This window comes from Nocardia sp. NBC_01009 (assembly GCF_045208035.1).
Classification (GTDB): domain Bacteria; phylum Actinomycetota; class Actinomycetes; order Mycobacteriales; family Mycobacteriaceae; genus Nocardia.
In genome coordinates, this window is sequence record NZ_CP108695.1 from 4,936,450 (window position 1) to 4,957,784 (window position 21,335).

General features: G+C 66.7%; 21 protein-coding genes. 17 read left to right on the forward strand and 4 right to left on the reverse strand.

Features of this window, described 5'->3' with window-relative positions:
• Positions 1-472: 472 nt before the first annotated feature.
• The 10 genes from OHA42_RS22060 (at position 473) to OHA42_RS22105 (ending at position 10,006) form a co-directional block, all read left to right on the forward strand.
• Entirely contained in the window at positions 473-2,167 is a 1,695-nt protein-coding gene (locus tag OHA42_RS22060) for a serine/threonine-protein kinase (RefSeq protein WP_406229771.1), read from the forward strand.
• 67 nt (positions 2,168-2,234) lie between these two features.
• The gene (locus OHA42_RS22065; protein WP_406239529.1) at positions 2,235-2,909 is read left to right on the forward strand and encodes an HAD family hydrolase; all 675 of its coding nucleotides are present in this window, start codon (positions 2,235-2,237) and stop codon (positions 2,907-2,909) included.
• Between the two features lie 192 nt (positions 2,910-3,101).
• Positions 3,102-3,965 (forward strand): arpA protein, encoded by an 864-nt coding sequence (locus OHA42_RS22070; RefSeq protein ID WP_406229772.1) that lies wholly within the window; start codon positions 3,102-3,104, stop codon positions 3,963-3,965.
• A 53-nt stretch (positions 3,966-4,018) separates the two neighbouring features.
• Positions 4,019-4,852, forward strand: a complete 834-nt coding sequence (locus OHA42_RS22075; protein WP_406229773.1) for a class I SAM-dependent methyltransferase — start codon at positions 4,019-4,021, stop codon at positions 4,850-4,852.
• On the forward strand, positions 4,849-6,663 hold the full coding sequence (locus OHA42_RS22080) for a choline/carnitine O-acyltransferase (RefSeq protein ID WP_406229774.1): 1,815 nt from the start codon (positions 4,849-4,851) through the stop codon (positions 6,661-6,663). Before OHA42_RS22075 ends, OHA42_RS22080 begins: the two co-directional genes overlap by 4 nt.
• Positions 6,664-6,867: 204 nt before the next feature.
• Entirely contained in the window at positions 6,868-7,131 is a 264-nt protein-coding gene (locus OHA42_RS22085) for a phosphoribosyl-ATP diphosphatase (protein WP_040735712.1), read from the forward strand.
• A 48-nt stretch (positions 7,132-7,179) separates the two neighbouring features.
• Positions 7,180-8,031, forward strand: a complete 852-nt coding sequence (gene hisG / locus OHA42_RS22090) for an ATP phosphoribosyltransferase (protein WP_406229775.1) — start codon at positions 7,180-7,182, stop codon at positions 8,029-8,031.
• Positions 8,032-8,298: 267 nt separating this feature from the next.
• Positions 8,299-8,433, forward strand: a complete 135-nt coding sequence (locus OHA42_RS22095; RefSeq protein WP_328400346.1) for a hypothetical protein — start codon at positions 8,299-8,301, stop codon at positions 8,431-8,433.
• Positions 8,433-9,683: a YeiH family protein gene (locus OHA42_RS22100; RefSeq protein ID WP_406229776.1), complete on the forward strand. Its 1,251-nt coding sequence runs from the start codon at positions 8,433-8,435 to the stop codon at positions 9,681-9,683. Before OHA42_RS22095 ends, OHA42_RS22100 begins: the two co-directional genes overlap by 1 nt.
• A 161-nt stretch (positions 9,684-9,844) precedes the next feature.
• Positions 9,845-10,006, forward strand: coding sequence for a hypothetical protein (locus OHA42_RS22105; protein ID WP_406229777.1), 162 nt, complete (start codon positions 9,845-9,847; stop codon positions 10,004-10,006).
• A gap of 4 nt (positions 10,007-10,010) precedes the next feature.
• Here the strand turns inward: OHA42_RS22105 and OHA42_RS22110 are convergent, their stop codons facing one another.
• Positions 10,011-10,862 (reverse strand): RecB family exonuclease, encoded by an 852-nt coding sequence (locus OHA42_RS22110; protein ID WP_406239531.1) that lies wholly within the window; start codon positions 10,860-10,862, stop codon positions 10,011-10,013.
• 139 nt (positions 10,863-11,001) lie between these two features.
• Here OHA42_RS22110 and OHA42_RS22115 point away from each other — a divergent pair, with 139 nt between their 5' ends.
• Positions 11,002-11,835, forward strand: coding sequence for a tRNA (adenine-N1)-methyltransferase (locus OHA42_RS22115; RefSeq protein WP_406229778.1), 834 nt, complete (start codon positions 11,002-11,004; stop codon positions 11,833-11,835).
• Between the two features lie 84 nt (positions 11,836-11,919).
• Here the strand turns inward: OHA42_RS22115 and OHA42_RS22120 are convergent, their stop codons facing one another.
• On the reverse strand, positions 11,920-12,432 hold the full coding sequence (locus OHA42_RS22120; protein WP_406229779.1) for a hypothetical protein: 513 nt from the start codon (positions 12,430-12,432) through the stop codon (positions 11,920-11,922).
• A 114-nt stretch (positions 12,433-12,546) separates the two neighbouring features.
• Between OHA42_RS22120 and arc the strand changes: the two genes are divergently transcribed.
• Positions 12,547-14,373 carry a proteasome ATPase gene (arc, locus tag OHA42_RS22125; RefSeq protein ID WP_406229780.1) on the forward strand — a complete coding sequence of 609 codons (1,827 nt, stop codon included), beginning with the start codon at positions 12,547-12,549 and terminating at the stop codon, positions 14,371-14,373.
• A gap of 57 nt (positions 14,374-14,430) precedes the next feature.
• Here arc and OHA42_RS22130 read toward each other — a convergent pair whose 3' ends face one another.
• Positions 14,431-15,390, reverse strand: a complete 960-nt coding sequence (locus tag OHA42_RS22130; RefSeq protein ID WP_406229781.1) for an Lrp/AsnC family transcriptional regulator — start codon at positions 15,388-15,390, stop codon at positions 14,431-14,433.
• Positions 15,391-15,475: 85 nt separating this feature from the next.
• Here OHA42_RS22130 and OHA42_RS22135 point away from each other — a divergent pair, with 85 nt between their 5' ends.
• The 5 genes from OHA42_RS22135 to OHA42_RS22155 are packed head-to-tail and all read left to right on the forward strand — an operon-like array spanning position 15,476 to position 20,413.
• Positions 15,476-16,342: a VOC family protein gene (locus OHA42_RS22135; protein ID WP_406229782.1), complete on the forward strand. Its 867-nt coding sequence runs from the start codon at positions 15,476-15,478 to the stop codon at positions 16,340-16,342.
• Positions 16,339-17,601 (forward strand): carboxylesterase family protein, encoded by a 1,263-nt coding sequence (locus OHA42_RS22140; protein WP_406229783.1) that lies wholly within the window; start codon positions 16,339-16,341, stop codon positions 17,599-17,601. The genes OHA42_RS22135 and OHA42_RS22140 overlap by 4 nt, the downstream gene beginning before the upstream one ends.
• 23 nt (positions 17,602-17,624) lie before the next feature.
• Entirely contained in the window at positions 17,625-18,239 is a 615-nt protein-coding gene (locus OHA42_RS22145) for a GNAT family N-acetyltransferase (protein WP_406229784.1), read from the forward strand.
• A 43-nt stretch (positions 18,240-18,282) separates the two neighbouring features.
• Positions 18,283-18,897: a TetR/AcrR family transcriptional regulator gene (locus OHA42_RS22150; protein WP_406229785.1), complete on the forward strand. Its 615-nt coding sequence runs from the start codon at positions 18,283-18,285 to the stop codon at positions 18,895-18,897.
• Positions 18,890-20,413: an ArnT family glycosyltransferase gene (locus OHA42_RS22155; protein WP_406229786.1), complete on the forward strand. Its 1,524-nt coding sequence runs from the start codon at positions 18,890-18,892 to the stop codon at positions 20,411-20,413. Before OHA42_RS22150 ends, OHA42_RS22155 begins: the two co-directional genes overlap by 8 nt.
• A 148-nt stretch (positions 20,414-20,561) precedes the next feature.
• On the opposite strand, the gene OHA42_RS22160 is transcribed toward OHA42_RS22155, so the two are convergent.
• Positions 20,562-21,308 (reverse strand): peptidylprolyl isomerase, encoded by a 747-nt coding sequence (locus OHA42_RS22160; protein ID WP_406229787.1) that lies wholly within the window; start codon positions 21,306-21,308, stop codon positions 20,562-20,564.
• Positions 21,309-21,335 lie beyond the last annotated feature (27 nt).

Here is a 21,335-nt window from a genome sequence, read left to right on the forward strand (position 1 = left end):
TCCGGGTTCCCGGATCGCCGATCCGGGCCGAAGCGGACCTTCGGCTGCTGCCCGGCCGCCGCCGTCGTCGGTGATCGGACCGAAGGGGACGGTGTGATTCTCGACGCATCGGATCCCGAAGGGTCGCAGCGCCGTTCGACTGGCTATTGCCGTGATTGCCTCGAAATATGCGATCGCGATGCAGGTCCAGGCCGGTCGCGGGAAATTCCGTAGCCGGGGCGCGCCGTGCTGTTTTGCTGACAGGGCCTGCGGTGACCTGCGGAATCGCGGAAGATCGCGCGCGATGGTGGATGTATGTCAGCCGGGTATGACATTGTCGGAAGCATTGCAACTGCATCCGGAGCAGTCGGCGGATGCCGTCATCCTGCTGTATTCGGGTGCAATGTACTTCAGCGCGTAGGATTTTGGACGATTTCCGCTTACGCGCGGAGTGCTGGACGACTCGGCGGGCAAGTAGGAGGGGCACAACACCATGACCTCGGATCGGTTGATCGCGGGACGGTATCGGATCACGGATCCGATCGGTACCGGTGCGATGGGGGTTGTGTGGCGGGGGACCGACGTCCGATTGCGCCGTACCGTCGCGGTGAAGCAACTGCTACTCGCACCGGGTCTGTCCCGGTCGGCCGCCATCGAGGCCAGGCTGCGGGCGATGCGTGAGGGTCGGATCGCGGCCCGTCTGCATCATCCCAATGCGATCACCGTTTTCGATGTCGCCGAAGAGGACGGCCAGCCGTGGCTGGTGATGGAGTACATGAACGCTCCGAGTCTGGCGGCCAAACTGTCCGGCAAGCGCACGCTCACGCCGATGGAGGTGGCCAAGATCGGCGCCCAGGCCGCCGGTGCACTGGCCGCCGCGCACGACGCGGGCATCATGCACCGGGACGTGAAACCGGCGAATCTGCTTGTCGGCGATGACGGGACGGTGAAGATCACCGACTTCGGCATCTCCCGCGCGGTCGGCGATGTGACTGTCACTGCGACCGGTTTCCTGGCGGGCACACCTGCCTACTTGGCGCCGGAAGTGGCGCGCGGCGAGAATCCTGAGCCGGCCTCCGACGTGTTCGCGCTCGGTTCCACCCTGTACGCGGCGGTCGAGGGTTCGCCACCGTTCGGCGAGGGCGACAACCCGTTGGCGGTGCTGCATGCGGTGGCACGCGGGGAGATACCGCCGCCGAAGCAGGCCGGTGCGCTCGGACCGGTGCTGTTGCGGCTGCTCGCGCCGACGATCGATGCGCGCCCCACCATGCGCGAGGCGCAGGAGGCCATGGAAGCCGTTGCCGCGGGGCGTATCCCGGCCTTGGCGTCGGCACCGGCATCGACGAAGACGCTGCCTGCTCCAGGAGCGGACGCGACGACGGTGCTGGCCGCCCCCGGCTCCGACGGTGTGGCCATGGCGGGCAATGCCACCGGGGCCACCGAGATGATCTCCGCCGCCGCGGCGTCGGGCGCGCCTGCCGTCGCCGCGGTCGCCGCACCGCCCGCGCCGCCGAGCCGCTCGGGTGGCACGCTGCCCGGCGGTTCCGGTGACGGTCAGTCGCGTGGGCGGTTGCTTGCCGTCGCGGCTATCGCGGTCGTCGCGGTGCTCATCGTGGTCGGACTGATCGTGGCCTCGACCAACGGGGACGGCACGGACGGCCCGACCGCCGCGCCGTCGACCGGTGCCGTCCTCTCGGGCGCCGCGGAAAACCCGGCGGACCCGTCGACGAATGCCATGGGACCCGCGCAGCAGGAGCCGTCCGGCGCATCGCAGGCGAGGACTCCCGGTGCCTCATCGGCGTCGGTCACGCCGAGCTCAACGGTCAAACCGACCACCACTCGACCGCCGGCTACCACCATCACCACCACACCGTTCGGCCCGCCCACTGCCGAGCGGATCGCACAATTCATCCAGGGCTACTACGGAATGCTGCCCGGCAATGTGGGCGCCGCGTGGTCCCAGTTGTCGCCCGCCTATCAGGCCCAGACCGGCGGCTACGACGCCTACGCCCGGTTCTGGGGTTCGGTCCGCTCGGTGAGCGTGGGTGCCGTCACACCGAACGGTGAGAACCGAGCGGTCGCTTCGCTGACCTATAACCTGAAGGACGGCACGACTTCATCGGAGAACCGGTGGTTCCAGATCGCGTCGGACAATGGGCGACTGCTGATCGCGGCCTCTGGCACGTAGTCGGCGACACGAAGGAGACGTACCAAAGGTGACAGCGCGATCAGAACTGGCGGGTGTGCTGTGGGACATGGACGGCACGCTGCTGGATTCGGAGAAGCTGTGGGACATCGGTGTCCGTGAGCTGGCGCGCCGGCACGGCCACGAGATGACCCAGGACCTGCGGCACGCATTGATCGGCGCTTCGGGCCCCGATGCGCTGCGCATCATGTTCGACGGCCTCGGTATCGAGCACACGGCCGCCGCCGTTCGCGCCGCGGGCGAGTTCCTGGAGCGGCGGGTGACCGAGCTGATGACGGGCCCGATTCCGTGGCGTCCCGGCGCGAAGGACGCACTGGCTCTGGTGCGGACGGCGGGACTTGCCACGGCACTGGTCACCAACACCAAACGGTCGCTCACCGAATTCGGACTCGACACCCTCGGCCGTGACTTCTTCGACGAGTCGGTCTGCGGCGACGAGGTGGCCAACGGCAAGCCCGAACCCGACGTCTATCTGCGCGCCGCGGAGCTGCTCGGTGTCGACCCGCGCAACTGCGTCGCCATCGAGGATTCGCCGACCGGCGCACGTGCGGCCCAGGCCGCGGGCTGCGCGGTGATCGTGATCCCGTGCGAGATTCCGGTGCCGCAGCTGCCGGGCCGCGTCTTCCGTGATTCGCTGGTCGGGTTGACTCTCGGCGATCTGCACGACGCATTGCGCGTGCGCGACGCGATAGCGGGTTCGGCAGAATCCGGCCATCGGCGTTGATCTTGTTCTGCGCCACAACAATTCGGTCGACGCCATTGTGACCGATAGGTATGCGTCGCTGATGCCGGGCGAGTCTCAGTGAGAGTTACTGTCCCGCAACACAAATGAGTGCTGTTCGGAGGTGTGACCGTAGTCACGGGCAATCTTTCCGAATCCCGGGCGTGTCTGCGAATGCTGCACCAAAATTACGCCATGGCAGCGACGGGAGTGCTGGATGAAATCGTCGATACGGCACGGTATTCGCTCGCGGACCCCGGGGGATCGTCCTGGCAGGATGCGGTGGCGCAGGCGCGCGCGGAATTGGCCGAGGTCGGTTGCACTGTGCTGCGGGAATTCATCCGGCCGGAGCTGATCGAGACGCTGCGCGCGCAGGGGGAGGCCGTAGCGCCCGAGGCGTATTACAAGGTCGAGCGGGTGAATGCGTACAACATTCCGCTGGATACCGAACTGCCGGAAGACCATCCGGGACGGATCGTGCTAACCCGCGGAAATGCGTTCGTGCCGCGCGATCGGATCCCGGTCGACGCGCTGATCTACCGCCTCTACACCAGCGCGGTGTTCCAGCGGTTCGTCGCGGATTGTTTCGGACTGGCCGAACTGCACGAATTCGCCGATCCGCTGGCCGGACTCTGTCTGAATGTCGTCGCGCCCGGAATGTCGCATCCGTGGCATTTCGACACCAACGAATTCACCGTCAGCATGCTGACCCAGCCCGCCGAGACGGGCGGTGTCTTCGAGTATTGCCCCAATATCCGCTCGACCGAGGCCGAGAACCTCGACGACGTGCGCGGCGTGCTCACCGGCGCGGGGGCACGGCTGATCCGGCGACTGGACCTGCGGCCCGGCGACCTGCAGCTGTTCAAGGGCCGCTTCTCGCTGCACCGGGTGTCGCCGGTCGAGGGCGGCACGCAACGACATTCGGCGATCTTCGCCTACACGAATCGTCCCGGTGTCATCGGCACCGTGGAGCGCACTCGCCAGCTGTTCGGGCGGGTGCTGCCCGACCACCTGGCCGCCGCGGCCGACGCCGTCCGAGGCGACCGATTGCTCGACTGAGTACAACGACGCTGCCTGGACAGTGCAGAGCTCGACCCGAGAGGAACGAACTAGTGTCAGTGCCGTTACACACGACCGGGAAAGCTTCCTTCGACGATATCTACACCCGTCCCGATCCCCGCGACTACTACGCCCGGATGGCCGAACTCGACTATCGGATTCCGGAACTGGCGAAACCGTTCTTTCAGCAACAGATTCGGGAGTATTGCGCCTCGGCGCGGGTGAGTACCCCGACGGTGCTCGACATCGGCTGCTCCTACGGCGTCAATGCAGCGCTGCTGCGCCTGGACACCACTATCGGCGAACTCGCCGGGCACTACCGGCGGGCCGAAGGCGACCAGACCGCGCTCATCGCCCGCGATCGGGCCCGGCTGGCCGCGCAGGACCGGCTGCCCGAGGTTCGCTTCATCGGCATGGATGCCGCTCACCCTGCCCTGTCCTACGCCAACGCCGCCGGATTCCTGCACGACACCGTGCACGCCGACCTGGAGGCCGCGGACCCGACCGAGCAGCAGCGGGCCATCCTGGCGACTGCGGATATCGTCGTGTCCACCGGCTGTGTCGGCTACGTGACCGAAAAAACCTTGTCCCGGGTTGCGCTCGCGCACCCACACCGGCGGCCGTGGATGGCACACTTCGTCTTGCGCATGTTCAGCTTCGAGCCGATGGCCGCGGAGCTTGCCGCGCTCGGCTACCGCACCGAGCAGGCGCCCGGCATCTTCGAGCAACGCAGGTTTGCCTCCGACGCCGAACGCACGCAGGTGCTGAATACTCTGTCCGACAATGGCATCGACACCACCGATCACGAAACCGAAGGCTGGCTCTACGCCAACCTGTACCTCTCTCGCCCGCTGACCGAACACGCCGACCCCGAGGAACTGCATTGAGTCAACGCACCTTCGCCGCCGACGAACACCTGCCCCGGGTGCCGCTGCCGACGCTGGAGGACAGCTGCGCCCGATTCCTGGAATGGTGCGCACCGCTGCTGACCGCCGATGAAATCGCCACCACCGAGGCGGCCGTCGCCGACCTGCTGCGCGCGGACGGCCCCGGCCGGACTCTGCACGCCGCACTGGCGGAATACGACGCGACCCCTGGCGTCGGGAGCTGGCTGGATCTGTTCTGGCCGTCGCGCTACCTCGGCAGGCGCGATCGAATCGCCTTGAACGCCAACTTCTTCTTCCTCTTCCGCGACGACACCCCCTTGGCCACCTCGACCGCTCCCGACCAGGTGGAGCGTGCGGCGGGGATCGTCGCGGCCGCCGTCGACTACAAGCTGGCGCTGGACGCCGAGGAGATCCCGCCCGCCACCCAGCGTGGGCAGTTGCTGACGATGTGGCAGCACAAATACCTGTTCTCCGAGACGCGGATTCCCGGCGCGGAACAGGATTCCGTACGGGTGCCCTACAGCGCGGAATGGCCGGGGCCGTCGCAGGCCGGGCACATCGTCGTGTTCTTCCGCGGGAGCATGTTCCGGATGGATGTGATCGGGCCCGACGGCGCGCCCTACTCGCTCGACGACCTCGCCGACGGTCTGCGCGCGGTATTGAAGGCCGGTGCGCGCTCGGCCCGCACCGACACCGCGGTCGGGCATCTCACCACCAAAGCGCGCGCCGAATGGGCGGCGAGTAGACAAGGGTTGCGCGCCGAACCGGCCAACATCGCGGCGCTGGACACCATCGAGACCGCATTGTTCTGCCTGTGTCTGGAGGACTTCACCCCACGCGACGAATTGCAGGCCTGCGATCAGCTGCTGCATGGCGACAGCGCCAATAGGTGGTTCGACAAGGCCGTGTCGTTCATCGTCTTCGGCGACGGGCAGGCCGGCATCAATATCGAGCACTGCGGGTTGGACGGCACCACCATCCTGTCGTTCGTGGACACGCTGCTGGAAAAGCCCGCGCAAGAGCATGCCGACCGGTCCGGCGCACAGCCGCAGGGGCTGCCCCCGGTCGAACCGATCGAGTTCGTGCTCGATGCTGCCCAGCGCAGCGATATCGCGGCGGCGGGTGCGGCCTTCGCTCGGTATGCGGCCGAGAACGCCACCACCACAGTCACCTTCGAGAACTTCGGCACCGCTCGGGCCAAGCAGCTCGGCATCTCGCCGGATGCCTTCGCGCAGTTGAGCTATCAGCTGGCCCACCGCCGCAGCAAAGGTCTCACCGGCGCCACCTACGAATCCATCGCGACGCGCCAATACCGCAACGGCCGCACCGAGGCGATGCGGGTAGTGACCCCGCAGCTGGTGGCCTTCGTCGACGCCATGCAGGATCCCGCGACCGCTCCCGCCGACCGGGTGACCGCGGCACGGGCCGCGGCGACCGCGCACGTCGAGCGGGCCAAACAGTGCCAGGCGGGGGACGCGCCCGAACAGCACCTCTGGGAGCTGCAGTGGATTCAACGCCGCCGCGGCGCCGAGCTCGGCGTCGAAGCGCCGATCCCGCTCTACGACAGCCCGGGCTGGACGATCATGCGCGACGACTATCTGAGCACTAGCTCGGCGCCGTCGGTCAACATCCGCTACTTCGGATTCGGGTCCACCAGTCCCAAGTGCATCGGCGTCGCATACGTGCTGCTGCCGGACCGGTGGAATCTGTACCTCGCGACGCCGCGCGCGGTCGCGAACGAGATGCATGCGTTCGCCGATCATCTGCGCACGGCTGTTGCTGATCTGGAGGCGCTGCTCTCGGGCGCGTGATCAGGCAGTTCCGATGTACCGGCCGTCGTGGTGGCGGCGGCCGGATCACATCGGTGGCATGTGCACGCGGATGACGGGTCCGGTTGGCCGTCGCCGCCGGTGTCCTGCCGGGCATGTGGTGGTCGGCGGGGATGACAGGCGGCGTAGCGGTGCGTGCGGACCGCAGCAACAGGCCCGCATGCGGGTCTGAAAGAATGACCTCTCGTGAAGAACTTCGAAACCCTGTTCGCCGAGCTCCAGGATCGTGCAGTCACCCGCCCCGAGGGGTCTGGGACTGTCGCTGCGCTGGACGCAGGCGTGCATAGCCAGGGCAAGAAGGTGCTCGAGGAAGCCGGTGAAGTGTGGCTCGCCGCCGAGCACGAGAGCGACGAGTCGCTCGCGGAGGAGATCTCGCAACTGCTCTATTGGGTCCAGGTGCTGATGGTCGGCCGCGGATTGAAGCTCGAAGACGTGTACCGACATCTGTGACGGTCGCCGGATTCCGTAGTTTCTCCCTTCCGAAAGGACACCCTCCCCATGCTGCGCGTCGCAGTCCCCAATAAAGGCGCCCTGTCCGAATCCGCCACCTCGATCCTGTCCGAGGCCGGCTACCGCAAGCGCACCGATTCCCGCGACCTGACCGTCCTCGATCCGGCCAACCAGGTGGAGTTCTTCTTCCTGCGGCCCAAGGACATCGCCATCTACGTCGGGTCGGGCGAGCTCGACCTGGGCATCACCGGTCGCGACCTCGCGCTGGATTCCGGTGCCACCGTCCAGGAACGGCTCTCGCTCGGCTTCGGCCGCTCCACCTTCCGCTATGCCGCCCCGGCCGGTCGCGAATGGAAGGTCGAGGACCTCTACGACAAGCGCATCGCCACCTCCTACCCGAACCTGGTACTCAGCGATTTGCGTGCACGCGGCATCGAGGCCGAGGTGATCCGCCTCGACGGCGCGGTCGAGATCTCCATCCAGCTCGGCGTCGCCGACGCCATCGCCGATGTGGTCGGCTCCGGGCGCACGCTGCGTCAGCACAATCTGGTCGCGTTCGGTGAGACGCTGTGCGATTCGGAGGGCGTGCTGATCGAACGGACCGGCTCCGATCAGAAGGACCGCGCCCGCAACCAGCTCATCGCGCGCGTTCAGGGCGTGGTGTTCGCACAGCAGTACCTGATGCTGGATTACGACTGCCCGAAGGAGCTCCTGGACGCCGCGGTACAGGTCACCCCGGGTTTGGAGTCGCCGACGGTCTCGCCGCTGACCGATCCCGGCTGGGTCGCCGTCCGCGCCCTGGTGCCGCGCAAACAGGGCAACGAGGTCATGGATCAGCTTGCCGAGTTGGGTGCCAAGGCGATTCTCGCCACCGATATCCGGTCCTGCCGCGCCTTCTGAGGCGCCTCGGCGGGTGGCGGGTGCCTTGTCTGGTCGTGTTTGCTGCCCGAGAATGGCCGATGCGCGCGATTTCGTCGCCATGGCATCGGCCGTTCGGCGCGTCTGAGTTGCCGAGTGTTCGGGCGGCCGCGAGCAGGTGTCCTACCCATGCGCACGGTCGGTTTGTGTTGTCCGGGTGATTAATTCACGTCGAGCGCAACCGGTGTGCTGCCTCGTCGAACGTTGCTACTGTGCGGCCTCTCGATGAGGAAACGCAAGGAGCACATCGTGTCACAGACACCGCCTGAGGAACGTTCGGGCAGCACATTCGCGTGGAGTGAGGACTGGCTGGCGGCAATTGTCGGACTCGCCCTCATTGCGCTGGTTCTCGTCGGCGTCATCCCGGATTGGCTGGTGCCGTGATGTCGGAGACCGATGCGGAAGTACCCGCGGTAGCCGAGGCTGACAATACGATCGACACCGAGCAGCCGGCGGCGACAACCGATGCCTCTGCTCAGTCGGACGTCGATGCTCCTGCGCAGTCGGACACCGATGTGCCGGTGCGGTCGGAAACCGCTGCGCTGCAGGCGATCGCCCGCCCGACGGTGACGGAGGTGGTGGTAGGCATTGCCGTCGTCATCCTGCTCGGTGCGCTGACCCGCTACTTCGATACCCATGTGCCGCGCTGGGCTGTCGACACTCCGCTGCAGCGGGTCGCCAGGTCGATCGAGTTCCCGGTCTATGCGATCGTCATCGGCCTGCTCGGCAATGGGGTACTCGCCAAACTCGACTTGCGCGAACGGCTTTCGGCCGGCTTCCGCACCGAGTTCTTCATCAAGACCGGTGTGGTACTGCTCGGCGCATCGATCAACCTGAAGATTCTGGTGACCGCCGCGGGTCCGTCGATCCTGCAGGCGCTGCTGCTGATCACCTCGGTGTTCGCCTTCACCTGGTGGCTCGGCGGTCGCCTCGGGCTCGACGACAAGCTGCGCGCCCTGCTGTCGTCCGCGGTGTCGATCTGCGGCGTGAGCGCGGCGATCGCGGCCGCGGGCGCGGTGCAGGCCCGACGTGAGCAGATCGCCTACGCCGCATCGCTGGTGATCATTTTTGCGCTGCCCTCGATCTTCGTATTGCCATGGCTCGCTGATGTTTTCGGGCTGTCCGACGCCGTGGCCGGAGCGTGGATCGGCGGCAATATCGACACCACCGCTGCCGTCGCCGCCTCCGGCGCCATCGCGGGGGAGAAGGCGTTACAGATCGCCACCATCGTGAAGACCACCCAGAACGCACTGATCGGCATTGTCGCGATCGCGCTGACCGCCTACTTCACCCTGCGGGTCGAGCGGAGCGCGGGCACGGCGCGGCCGTCGCTCGGGCAGTTCTGGGAGCGGTTCCCGAAGTTCGTGATCGGCTTCGTGGCCGCCTCCGTCATCGGCACCCTCTACCTACAGTCGGTGGACAAGAAGGCCGGCGCGGCCCACATCGCGATCATCAACGACCTGCGCACCTGGTTTCTGATCTTCGCGTTCGTTTCCATCGGCCTGGAGTTCTCGCTGCGCGGCCTGCGCGAGGCGGGCTGGCGCCCGATTGTGGTCTTCGGTTCGGCTGTCGTGGTGAATCTTCTTGTCGGCCTCGGCCTTTCGGTGCTGCTGTTCCACAACTTCACGGTTTGACCGGCGCGTGCCGCATCCACACGTTGGTGGGTGCGGCGCGGTGACCAGCGTCGATTGCTCACGAAATGTTAACGATTCGTTCCCGATACTGGATGACTAAAGTGTCGGAAGATGTTTGGGGCGCCGTGGTGCCACAGCGTTGTGACTATCGGAGGACAGTGATGGATATCGGCGTCGAAACGGCCAGCCCGTGGCGGAGAACTCGAAATATGCTGATCGCCGCGGGGGACGTGGTGGGCGTGATGGTGTTGAGCGGGGCGGTGTACGTGCTCGGATCCCATGGCGGCGCGCTGGATGCGTTACTGGCGTTCCGCGCGAAGTAGGCGCTCACTCCGAGAGCGCGTCGGCCAGCGTCTCATCCGCTGATTCGCGGGTGCCGCCATCAGGCCAGCCGGGGTACGGCGGGGGTGTGCCGCCGAATTCGGGGCATAGGTCTTTATAGGCACAGTAGCCGCAGAGCCAGCTGGTGTTCGGGCGGAAGTCCCCGGTGCGGCCCGCCTCGAGAATCGCCTGCCACAGCGCGGAGAGGGTGCGTTCGAAGCGCAGCAGCTCGTCCTCGTCAGGGGCGTAGGTGAGCAGCTGTTCGTCGGCCAGATAGATCAGCCGTAGTTGGGTGGGCAGAATGCCGCGGGTGCGCAGCACGACCAGCGCGTAGAACTTCAGCTGGAACAGCGCCTTGGCCTCCTGTGCCACTCCCGGCGCGCGACCGGTCTTGTAGTCGACCACGCGAAGCTGACCGGTTGGCGCGACATCGATGCGATCGACGAAGCCGCGCAGCAGCACTCCGTCGTCGAGTTCGACCTCGACTCGCGACTCGCAGGATTCCGGGTCGAACCGGGTCGGATCTTCGAGCCGGTAGTACGTCTCGACGAGTGTGCGCACCTCGCCGAGGAACTCGGCAAGACCATCGTCGGCCACGAGTTCGTCGATCTCGGGTTGTTCGGCGAGCACACGGGCCCAGGCCGGTTCGGCGAGCAGGGCGGCGCGCTCAGGGCTGCGCTCGGCCGCCGGAAGCCCGTAGAGGTCCTCCAGCACCGCATGCACCACCGTGCCGCGCACGGCGTTGCGCGACGGCGGCTCCGGGATCCGATCGATGGCGCGGAAGCGGTATTTCAGTGGGCACTGCTTGAAATCCATTGCCCGCGAAGGGGACAACGCTGGCCGGGAGCGATCTGGCATCACTCCGGGCTCGGGCGCCGAATCGGCGTCGGCGGGGGGCGTGGTCACGGGCACTGGCATACCTGGCAGGCTATCCGGCGGTACCGACACGCCGGTGCCAACACTGTAGGACCGCATCGACCGATCGAAACGGAGATTCATGACGGCCAGACGGACCGGGCCATTCACCACCGGTGACCGGGTACAGCTGACCGATGCCAAAGGGCGCCTCTACACAGTGGTGCTGGAACCCGGTAAGGAGTTCCACACGCATCGCGGCGGGATCAAGCACGACAGCCTGATCGGCGCCGACGAGGGCACCGTGGTGAACTCGACGAACGGCACGCCCTATCTCGCGCTGCGCCCGCTGCTGGTCGATTACGTGCTGTCGATGCCGCGCGGTGCCGCGGTCATCTACCCCAAAGACGCCGCGCAGATCGTGCACGAGGGCGATATGTTCCCCGGCGCGCGGGTGTTGGAGGCCGGAGCAGGCTCCGGCGCGCTCACATGTTCGCTACTTCGCGCGGTCGGTCCGCAGGGGGAAGTTATCTCCTACGAGATCCGCGATGACCATGCCGAGCACGCCGTTCGCAATGTCGAGACGTTCTTCGGCGAATGTCCGGCTAACTGGTCGCTGACCGTCGCCGACGTCGCGGCCTATGACGGCCCGCCGGTCGATCGCGTCGTGCTCGACATGCTCGCCCCATGGGATGCGCTGCCCGCGGTGAGCAAGGCGCTGGTGCCCGGCGGTGTGCTGATCGTCTATGTGGCCACCGTCACACAGCTGTCGAAAGTCGTGGAGGCCTTGCGTGAGCAGGAGTGCTGGACCGAGCCGCGCTCATGGGAATCGATGGTGCGTGGCTGGCATGTCGTCGGTCTTGCGGTTCGGCCGGAACATCGCATGCAGGGCCACACCGCCTTCCTGGTGAGTGCACGGCGACTGGCCGAGGGCACCGTCACGCCGAAGCCGCAGCGCAGGCCGTCCAAGGGCTGATGTAGCGAGCGCAACATGACCGATCGAACACAGACCGCCCTCGTCCCGTCGTATCGGGCGGGGGCGGCCTCGGGTCCGTGCCCGCTACGACGTGCAGGGCGCCTGGGCGAAGCCGAGCATGGTGCAGGCGGTGGCGTCGGAGAGCTTCCACTTGCCATCGACGTGTTCCCAGGTCATCGGCATGGCCGGGGCGGCTCCGTGCGGGGAGGTGATGACGACCTGTGCGGTCGCGGTGGTGCCTTCGACCTTGACGTCGGTGACGGCGAAGGTCAGCGCGCCGTAGCCGGCGAGCGCCTGATTCATCTGATCGATATTGGCGGTGCGCTTGTCGCCGTTGACGATGAGCGCGGTCTTCTCGGCGGTCGACTTGGCCGGATCGGCGACCAGCATCAGGGTGGCCTTCAGTTCGTCCGCCGTCGGTGCGGTCGCGGTGCCGTGCGCACCGTGGTCGGCGCTGGTGGCCACCGCGCTGGTGGTTGTCGCCGTTGCGGTGTCGGACTTGTCGTCGGAGCCACAGGCGGTGAGCCCGAGGGTAACGGTGACGGCCGCTGCGGCGGTAGCCACGGAAACGCGCAGTGTCCTAGCGGGAAGGAGCATCGTCAGCAACCTTTCAGTTCAGTCGGCGGAGTAGGTCGCCGGAAGCAGGTTAGGGCAGGCTAACATGGTTCGTCCGGCCGCTGACCGCAGCCTAGATGTGATCACGACGAAACCATGTCGGAAAGCGAGAACAGTTCGCGCCCGGTAGCGTTGATAGACCGGGACTGGGAGGAGCAGCACATGAGCCCCATCGAGAATTCGGATTCGGCGGCCTGGAGAGAGCTCGAGGCGGTACGCGCCGAAGCGGCTGCACTCCGAAGGCAACTTGCCGATTCGCCGGATCATGCGCGGGAATTGGAAGCCCGCATCGATTCGCTGACCATTCGCAACGGCAAGCTGATGGACACACTCAAGGAAGCGCGGCAGCAGCTCGTCGCGTTGCGTGAGGAAGTCGATCGGCTGGGTCAGCCACCGAGCGGATACGGCGTTCTGATCGGCGTGTACGAGGATCAGACGGTCGACGTGTTCACTTCGGGTCGCAAGATGCGGTTGACGTGTTCACCGAACATCGACACCACGACCCTCGAATACGGCCAGACCGTCCGCCTCAACGAGGCGCTGACGGTTGTCGAGGCGAACTACTTCGACAAGGTCGGCGAGATCGGCACCCTGCGCGAGATCCTCGACGACGGCCGCCGGGCCCTTGTCGTCGGCCACGCCGATGAAGAGCGCGTGGTGTGGTTGGCGGGTCCGCTTGCCAAGGTCGCCGAGGTCGACGATATCGACGACCCCGATTCGCCCATTCGCAAGCTGCGCCCTGGCGACTCGCTATTGGTGGATACCAAGGCGGGCTTCGCCTTTGAGCGCATTCCCAAGGCCGAGGTCGAAGACCTCGTGCTGGAGGAGGTGCCCGATGTCGGCTACACCGATATCGGTGGCCTCGGTCGCCAGATCGAGCAGATCCGCGACGCGGTGGAACTGCCCTTCCTGCACAAGGAGCTGTTCCGTGAGTACGCGCTGCGCCCGCCCAAGGGCGTGCTGCTCTACGGTCCGCCCGGCTGCGGCAAGACGCTGATCGCGAAGGCGGTGGCCAATTCGTTGGCCAAGAAGATCGCCGAGTCCCGTGGTGAAGATGCCAAGGAAGCCAAGTCGTTCTTCCTCAACATCAAGGGCCCCGAGCTGCTGAACAAGTTCGTGGGTGAGACCGAGCGGCACATCAGGATCATCTTCCAGCGGGCACGGGAGAAGGCGTCCGAAGGCACGCCGGTGATCGTGTTCTTCGACGAGATGGACTCGATCTTCCGCACCCGCGGATCGGGCGTGTCCTCCGATGTGGAGACCACGGTCGTGCCGCAGCTGTTGTCGGAGATCGACGGTGTCGAGGGCCTCGAGAATGTCATCGTGATCGGCGCTTCCAACCGCGAGGACATGATCGACCCCGCGATCCTGCGACCGGGTCGTCTCGATGTGAAGATCAAGATCGAGCGGCCGGACGCGGAATCGGCGCAGGACATCTTCTCGAAGTACCTGACCGAGTTCCTGCCGCTGCACCAGGACGATCTCGCCGAGTTCGACGGCGACAAGGCCAAGTGCATCCGCGCGATGATCGAACGGGTCGTCGACCGGATGTACGCCGAGAGCGAGGACAACCGCTTCCTGGAGGTCACCTACGCCAACGGTGACAAGGAAGTCCTGTACTTCAAGGACTTCAACTCCGGCGCCATGATCCAGAACATCGTGGACCGCTCCAAGAAGTACGCCATCAAGGCGGTGCTCGACACCGGCAGCCCGGGTCTGCGCATCCAGCATCTCTACGATTCGATCGTGGACGAGTTCTCCGAGAACGAGGACCTGCCCAACACCACGAATCCCGATGACTGGGCTCGTATTTCGGGTAAGAAGGGCGAGCGGATCGTCTACATCCGCACGCTGGTGACCGGCAAGAACGCCTCGGCCAGTCGCGCGATCGACACCGAGTCGAATACGGGTCAGTACCTGTAGGTTCGAGACCGAGGGCCGCGCTTTCCATGGGAAGCGCGGCCTTTTGGTGTGTGGCGATCAGTGCCGGGGCGCGGTGCGTTTGGCATAGGAGGTGACCGGTGTCGCTTCCATGCGTTCGATGCCGTTCAGTGCGCTGATCCGGTCGGTCAGGTAGGTGGAGAGGGCGGCCGAATCTCGTAGGACCGTGATGACGATCAGGTTGTGCACACCGGTCATCGCGCCGATGAACGCCACTTCGTTGTCGGCGGCCAGCGCGCGAGCGACGTCGATCAGATGGGTCGGCGCCACGGTGAGCCAGAGCACGCACTGCGTCGAGTAGCCGAACACCACGGGCTCGACCTCGACCTCGAGCCGCAGCACCTGGGCACGCCGCAGTTCTTCCAGACGGCGTCGGACCGCGGATTCCGACCAGCCGAGCCTGCGCGCCAGGTCGGGGTAGGTGGCGCGGCCGTCCACCGCAAGCGCCGGGACCAGCGCCCGGTCGAGATCGATCGGGGAGACCGGGGCGGCCTCGTCCTCATGTGGCGGCCGCAGCGCATCGATCTGAGACCCCGTGAGCGCCGAGGTGCGGCCACGCCAACGGCCGTCCATCAGTTGGGCCAGCAGTTGTTGCGCGGACACGTCTCGAACCTGTGGGTGGCGTGCAAGAGCCGCCAGCGGCACCGCCCCACCGTCGGGGACACGAAAGACGCAGGCGATCTCCGTGCCGCTCGACATCGTGGTGACCCAGGCGGTGTCGGGGCGCCGGGCCAGTGCACGGGCCAGGACGTCGGTCCCGTGCGGGAGCACGCGCATGCGCACCACCCACTCGGCCGCCCCGGATAGGTCGCTGTCGGTCGCGCTGGTCACCCGCAGCTTTCCCGCGGCGCGCAGCCGTTCATAGCGTCGGGCGACGGTGCGGTCGGAGACGCCGAGTACTTCGGCGATCCTGCTGAACGACGCGCGCCCGTCGATCTGCAGCGCGTGCAGTAGCTGCAGGTCGAGGTTGTCGAGCGGGTGGTGCGTGTCCGATTCCACCAGTCCAGGGTAGGTGAGTGTCGGATACCGGCGTAGCGCCCCGTGCTGGGGGTCCCGGCAGCCGCCGCGATCGCAGAATCGGCCTATGACATACAGCATCAACGCCTTTCACCACACCGGAATCCTGACGCGCGACCTCGACGGACTGGAACGCACGTACCGCTCCTTCGGCTTCACCGCGAGCCCACGTTCTCGCCACCTGCTCAGCGAGCGGCCGGGCGAGCCGCCGCAGCCGGTGTGCACGGCCAATGCGTGCCTGTTGTTCGGCGGCTCGTACATAGAGTTGCTCGGCATCATCGACGAGTCCGCGCCGGACCCATGGCGCACCAAGTCGATGGCCGACGGTTTCCAGATCCTGAACTTCGATACCGACAACGCCGAGGGCGTCGACCGTGCACTGACAGCCGCCGGACTGCGCACCTCGGGCGTCCTCGATCTGGAACGCGATGTCGACACCGAGGAGGGCACCCGCACCATGCGGGCTCGCTCCCTGCACGTCGATCCGCGCACCACCGTCGAGGGCTACATCGGCATCGCGCAGCACCTCACCAGGGAGTATGTACACCAGCCGCGCTACCTCGACCACCCGAACGGCGCCCGGGGCATTGCGGCCGTGCTGATCGTGGCCGCCGATGATCAGTTCGACGCGGTCGTGGAGCGGTATCGCCGAGTGCTGGAAACCGATTCCAGGCCGGAGGGTGCGCGCACAGTACTGGAGCGAAAAGATGTGCGGCTCGAGCTGGTTCGCGCCTCGGACGTGTCGGACGCACTGCCCGGCGAACCCCTCCTCGCGCAGTCCTACCTCGCGGCGATGACCATCCAGGTCGACGACGTGAATCATGCCCGCGGGATCGTGGAAGGCGCAGGCACCGAGACTCGGTCCACCTCGGACGGGTTCTTCGTCTCCGCGCGTGACGCCTACGGCGCCGCTTTGTACTTCGCGGCGCGATGATCGTCGAGACGACCTCTGGCCGCGTTCGCGGCGTCCCCGACGGGCGGGTTGGTGCCTACCTCGGCATACCGTTCGCTCGCGCCACGCGATTCGGGCCGCCGCAAGCCGCGACGCCGTGGCAGGGGGTGCGTGAGGCTGTCGCACCCGGCCCGGCCGCACCGCAGCCGCCATCTCGCATGGCACCGGTGATGGGGCCCGGCGCGGCACCGCAACAGTCGGAGGACTGCTTGTCGCTGAACGTGTGGGCGCCCGCGGGCAGCGGCCATCCGGTCCTGGTGTTCATCCACGGCGGCGGGTTCCTCACCGGCTCGGGTGGGCTGCCATGGTACGACGGCGCGGAATTCGCGGCGCAGGGCGACATCGTGGTGGTGACCGCGAACTATCGGCTCGGCGCGCTCGGCTACCTGCGTCTGCCCGGGGTGTGCGAGGGCAACATGGGGCTGTCGGACACGCTCGCAGCGCTGAATTGGGTGCGCGACAACATCTCCGCCTTCGGTGGTGATCCCGAGAAGGTCACCGTCGCAGGACAGTCCGCGGGCGCGATCTCGACTATGGCGTTGCTGTCGGGGAACCGTGCGCGCGGGCTGGTCCGCCGCGCGATCGTGCAGAGTGCGCCGCTCGGCATGCCCCCGGCAGCACCCGATGCAGCAGCGGATATCGGGAGAATGTTGTTGCGGGAGTTGGACATCGGTCCGAACCGTGCGGAGCGGATCATCGACGTGCCGGTGGCGCGGTTGCTCGCCGCGCAAGGCGCGGTCGCGCGCCGCACGGCGGGCCCGACGAGCCCGGTCCCGCCGTTCCAACTCGTCGCCGACGGCACGATGGTCGCCGCCGATCTGGTCGAGGCGATCGAGCGGCGCGGCGCGGACGGGGTCGAGATCCTCATGGGCACAACGCGCGACGAGGCGGCAGCGTTCTTCGCAGGCGATCGGAATGCCGTGGCGACCGTGACAGACCGGATGTTTCACGAGCCGACGCGGCAGCTGGCGAAGTCGCTCACCGACCGGGGCGAGCCACCGTGGCTGTACCGCTTCGATTGGCATCCCGGCACCAGCCCGTTCGGTGCCTGCCATGGCATCGAGCTGCCGTTCCTGCTCGGCCACGCGATGGCATGGCGACATGCGCCGATGCTCAACGGTGTGCGCCCGGCCGGCCTCGTGGCCGAGGTCCGCGCCGGCTGGACCGGCTTCGTCCGACACGGTGATCCGGGCTGGGCGCGCGGCACAACCCACCACTTCGCAGATCGAGCCGTCCAGTGAACGGATTGTCAGAAAGGGCAAACATGGGCAGAACTGTCGATGTGCGTTCCGCGCACCGGACCGATGTCGCGCCATTGTCGCGAACGTTGGCCCGCGCCTTCCACAACGACCCGGTCATGACCTGGTTGTGGTCGCGCGAGGACAAACGGGCACACGGCCTGCCGCGCTTCTTCGCGGCCATGACACGCCACCACCACCTCGCTGCGGGCGGCGCGGACATCGCCTACGACACCGTGGGTGCGCTGGCGGGCGTGGCATTGTGGAACCGGCCCGGCCGATGGGAGCATTCGACACTGTCGGAACTGCGCATGCTGCCCACCCTCATCAGTGGCTTCGGCACTCGAATTCTGGCGGGAAAGGCAATAGGCGACACCCTCGCGCGTAGCCACCCGCCCGAGCCGCACTGGTACCTCGCGGCGATCGGCAGTGACCCGCAGGTCCGTGGAGCCGGGTACGGGCGAGCGCTGATGCAACATCGCCTGGACCAATGCGACGCCGACCAGCACCCGGCTTACCTGGAATCCAGCCACCCGGACAACGTTCCCTACTACGAGCGCTTCGGCTTCGAAGTCGTCAACCGGGTTGCGCTGGCCGACGGCGGCCCGACGTTGTGGGCGATGTGGCGGAACCCGCACTGACCGTCCGTGCTAAAATTTGGCCGTGCGGCCAGAAAATAGTCCGATGGGCCAGCAGCGGTCCTTTATCGAGGAGGCGCGGCGGCGGCAGATCATTGCGTCCGCGGTGGAGGTGATCTCGGAGGTCGGGTACGGGAAGGCGTCCTTGGCGCGGATCGCCAAGCACGCCGGCATCTCGAAAGGCGTGATCTCCTATCACTTCGAGGGCAAAGACGATCTGATGATGCAGTTGGTGATTCAGCTGTATGTGTCCGGCGCGGAGTACATGGTTCCGGTGGTCGCCGCGGCCGAAGGGCCGCGCAATCGGCTATTGGCGTACCTGGATTCGAATCTGGCTTTCATCGAGGCGAACAAGAACTACGTCGCGGCGATGACCGACGTGGTGGTGAATCTTCGTGACGCGGAAGGGAAGTCGGTCTTCGCCAATCCGGACGGCGAGCGAGCGGTGCTCGAGCCGCTGGTGGGGATGCTGCGCGAGGGCCAGGACACCGGGGTTTTCGGCGAGTTCGATGTGGTGATCATGGCCAAGTCGATCCGTGACTCCATCGACAGCGCAGCCGGACGCTCGATCCGGGAGCCGGATTTCGACATGGGCAAGTACTCGGCGCATTTGAGGAGGATGTTCGATTTGGCGACGCGGAAGGTGGGGGACGATGACTAGTGTGGTGGAAGCCGATGTGCGGGAGGGTGATAGACCCGAAGCCCGGCAGCCGTACGCGCTCGTCGGTGTCACGGCGATCGCCCTGGTGTCGGCCATCGCGTTGCTGGCGACCCTCGGGCGCTACGGCTTCTTCGGTGACGAACTGTATTTCGTGTCCGCCGGGCGCAGGCTCGCTGTCGGATACGCCGATCAGGGTCCGCTGTTGCCCGCGATCGCGCGACTGATGGATCTGCTCGCACCGGGATCGCTGATAGCACTGCGGATTCCGGCCGTGCTGGTCACCATCGCGGCGATCTTCCTCAGCGCGCAGATCGCGCGGGAATTCGGCGGCTCCCGTGCCGCACAGCTATTGACCGCGACCGCGTACGCGACCTCGCCGTTCCTGCTCGTGCAGGGCAGCCAGTTGGCCACCAACACCATCGACACCGCACTGTGGGTGCTGATCAGCTGGCTGCTGATCCGATGGGTACGGACCCGCCAGGACGGCTTACTGGTGTGGGCGGCCGTGGTGACCGCGATCGACATGCAGGTGAAATGGCTGATCCCGTTCTTCTGGGTTGCGGTGGCGATCGGCGTGTCGATCTATGGTCCGCGAGAACTGTTGCGACGCCCGGCGTTGTGGCTGGGCGGGGCAATCGTGGTCGTGGCCACCGTGCCGAGCTTGGTCTGGCAGGCCGGTCACGACTGGCCGCAGCTGCGCCTCGGCGCGGTGGTCGCCGCGGAACAGAGCGTGATCGGCGGTCGCTACACATGGCTGCCGATCGCCGTTGTGGCGGCAGGGGTGTTGGGCGCGGTGTTGCTCTTCGCAGGCGTCTGGGCGCTGTTTCGTTGGGAATCGTTGCGCCCGTATCGATTCCTCGGTCTGATGCCGATCCTGCTCGCCGTCGCTTTCATGATCACCAATGGCCGTCCGTACTACGCCGTAGGCTGTTATGCGGCCGTCATGGCGGCGGGGGCGGTGCGGTGGACCCAGAGCACCGCACGCTGGCGGCCCTTCGTCGCCGTTCCGCTCGTCGCGATTTCGATTGTGGTAGTGGTGTTTTCGTTGCCCCTGAAATCCGAGTCGACGATCGATCCGGTGGACAGTCAGGCCCAGGCGGGGCTGCAGATCTCGGTATACGGCAAGTTCGGCTGGCCGGAGCTGCGCGGGGCAACCGCCGAAGCCTATCGCGGACTGCCGGAGTCGGCGCGCGAGAAGGCGGTCGTCATTGTCGATTCCTACTGGCAGGCGAGTGCGCTGGACGTGGATCGGGAGCGCTACGGGCTGCCCGCGATCTACAGCCCCAACCGCGGCTTCGGCTATTTCGGCACCCCACCGGACGCCGCGACGACGGTGCTGTGGGTCGGCGGCGACGAAGGGGACCTGCACTCGATCTTCGAGACCGTGACACCGATCGGCCGCGTGGATGCCCGCCTGGGATACCCGGGCGTCACCCGCGATGTCACGATCTGGCGTTGTGAGCAGCCGCGTCGGATGTGGTCGCAGGCGTGGCCGGACATGCTCCGGCTGGACTGACGAGACATCCATCAGCGGGGGAGGTCCGAGCGGCCGCGCTCATCGAACCTGCCGGTGTCCGACAGCGCCCAGTGCACCGTCAACAAGCGAGAACAGCCCACCAGACCGCGAGGTCTGGTGGGCTGTCGGTGTTCGTGAGTGGTCGGACTCAGTTGCGCACGGTGGTCACCGAATCGAGAATCATGTCGGTGGCGGGGGCGCCGTCGCCCGATCCGTCCTGGACACCCGCTGCGGCGATAGTGCCGAGCACGTCCATGCCGCCGATGATCCGGCCGAACGGGGTGTAGTTCGCGGGCAACCGGGTGTCCTGGTAGACGAGGAAGAACTGGCTGCCGTTGGTGCCGGGTCCGGCGTTCGCCATCGCGACCGTGCCCGCGGGGTAGGTCGCGCCGGCGAGGTTCTCGTCGGGGAACTTGTAGCCGGGGCCGCCCATGCCGGAGGCGGTCGGATCACCGCACTGGAGCACATAAATGCCCTGGGTGGTCAGCCGGTGGCATTTGGTGTGGTCGAAGTACTGTTCGCCGGACAGGAACGCGAAGGAGTTGACCGTGCGCGGCGCCTGAGCGGCCTCCAGCGCGATGGTCACCGTGCCGCAGGTGGTTTCCAGCGTGGCTGTGTATCCGGCGCTGGTATCGATGACCATTCCGGGCTCGGCCTGCCACTGCTTGCCGTTGGGCTGGCCCGCGGCTGGCTCGGAACAGCCCGCGCCCGTCGCTTTTTCGAGTCGGATCCCGGTGTCGGCCGAGACGCCGCCCGCGGCGAGAACCGCCACCGCCGCCCCGGCGGCCAGGACGCCGAGCAAGCGCACCGCACGCATGGGGACGCCCATTCGGCGATGCTGCTGCCGGTTGCGCCGATCGTGGTCGAGTTCTCGGGCCTGCAGTTCGCTGCTCACCGGTCGGAATCTCCTTCTGTCGGGTTG

Excerpts from the sequence above, each read along its gene's own strand:
- arc (WP_406229780.1), top strand. The coding sequence starts at position 12,547 with ATGTCGGAAAGCGAGAACAGTTCGCGCCCGGTAGCGTTGATAGACCGG.
- OHA42_RS22140 (WP_406229783.1), top strand. The coding sequence starts at position 16,339 with ATGATCGTCGAGACGACCTCTGGCCGCGTTCGCGGCGTCCCCGACGGG.
- OHA42_RS22115 (WP_406229778.1), top strand. The coding sequence starts at position 11,002 with ATGACGGCCAGACGGACCGGGCCATTCACCACCGGTGACCGGGTACAG.
- OHA42_RS22110 (WP_406239531.1), bottom strand. The coding sequence starts at position 10,862 with ATGCCAGATCGCTCCCGGCCAGCGTTGTCCCCTTCGCGGGCAATGGAT.
- hisG (WP_406229775.1), top strand. The coding sequence starts at position 7,180 with ATGCTGCGCGTCGCAGTCCCCAATAAAGGCGCCCTGTCCGAATCCGCC.
- OHA42_RS22065 (WP_406239529.1), top strand. The coding sequence starts at position 2,235 with ATGGACGGCACGCTGCTGGATTCGGAGAAGCTGTGGGACATCGGTGTC.
- OHA42_RS22070 (WP_406229772.1), top strand. The coding sequence starts at position 3,102 with ATGGCAGCGACGGGAGTGCTGGATGAAATCGTCGATACGGCACGGTAT.
- OHA42_RS22120 (WP_406229779.1), bottom strand. The coding sequence starts at position 12,432 with ATGCTCCTTCCCGCTAGGACACTGCGCGTTTCCGTGGCTACCGCCGCA.
- OHA42_RS22105 (WP_406229777.1), top strand. The coding sequence starts at position 9,845 with ATGGATATCGGCGTCGAAACGGCCAGCCCGTGGCGGAGAACTCGAAAT.
- OHA42_RS22155 (WP_406229786.1), top strand. The coding sequence starts at position 18,890 with ATGACTAGTGTGGTGGAAGCCGATGTGCGGGAGGGTGATAGACCCGAA.
- OHA42_RS22060 (WP_406229771.1), top strand. The coding sequence starts at position 473 with ATGACCTCGGATCGGTTGATCGCGGGACGGTATCGGATCACGGATCCG.
- OHA42_RS22100 (WP_406229776.1), top strand. The coding sequence starts at position 8,433 with ATGTCGGAGACCGATGCGGAAGTACCCGCGGTAGCCGAGGCTGACAAT.
- OHA42_RS22150 (WP_406229785.1), top strand. The coding sequence starts at position 18,283 with ATGGGCCAGCAGCGGTCCTTTATCGAGGAGGCGCGGCGGCGGCAGATC.
- OHA42_RS22145 (WP_406229784.1), top strand. The coding sequence starts at position 17,625 with ATGGGCAGAACTGTCGATGTGCGTTCCGCGCACCGGACCGATGTCGCG.
- OHA42_RS22135 (WP_406229782.1), top strand. The coding sequence starts at position 15,476 with ATGACATACAGCATCAACGCCTTTCACCACACCGGAATCCTGACGCGC.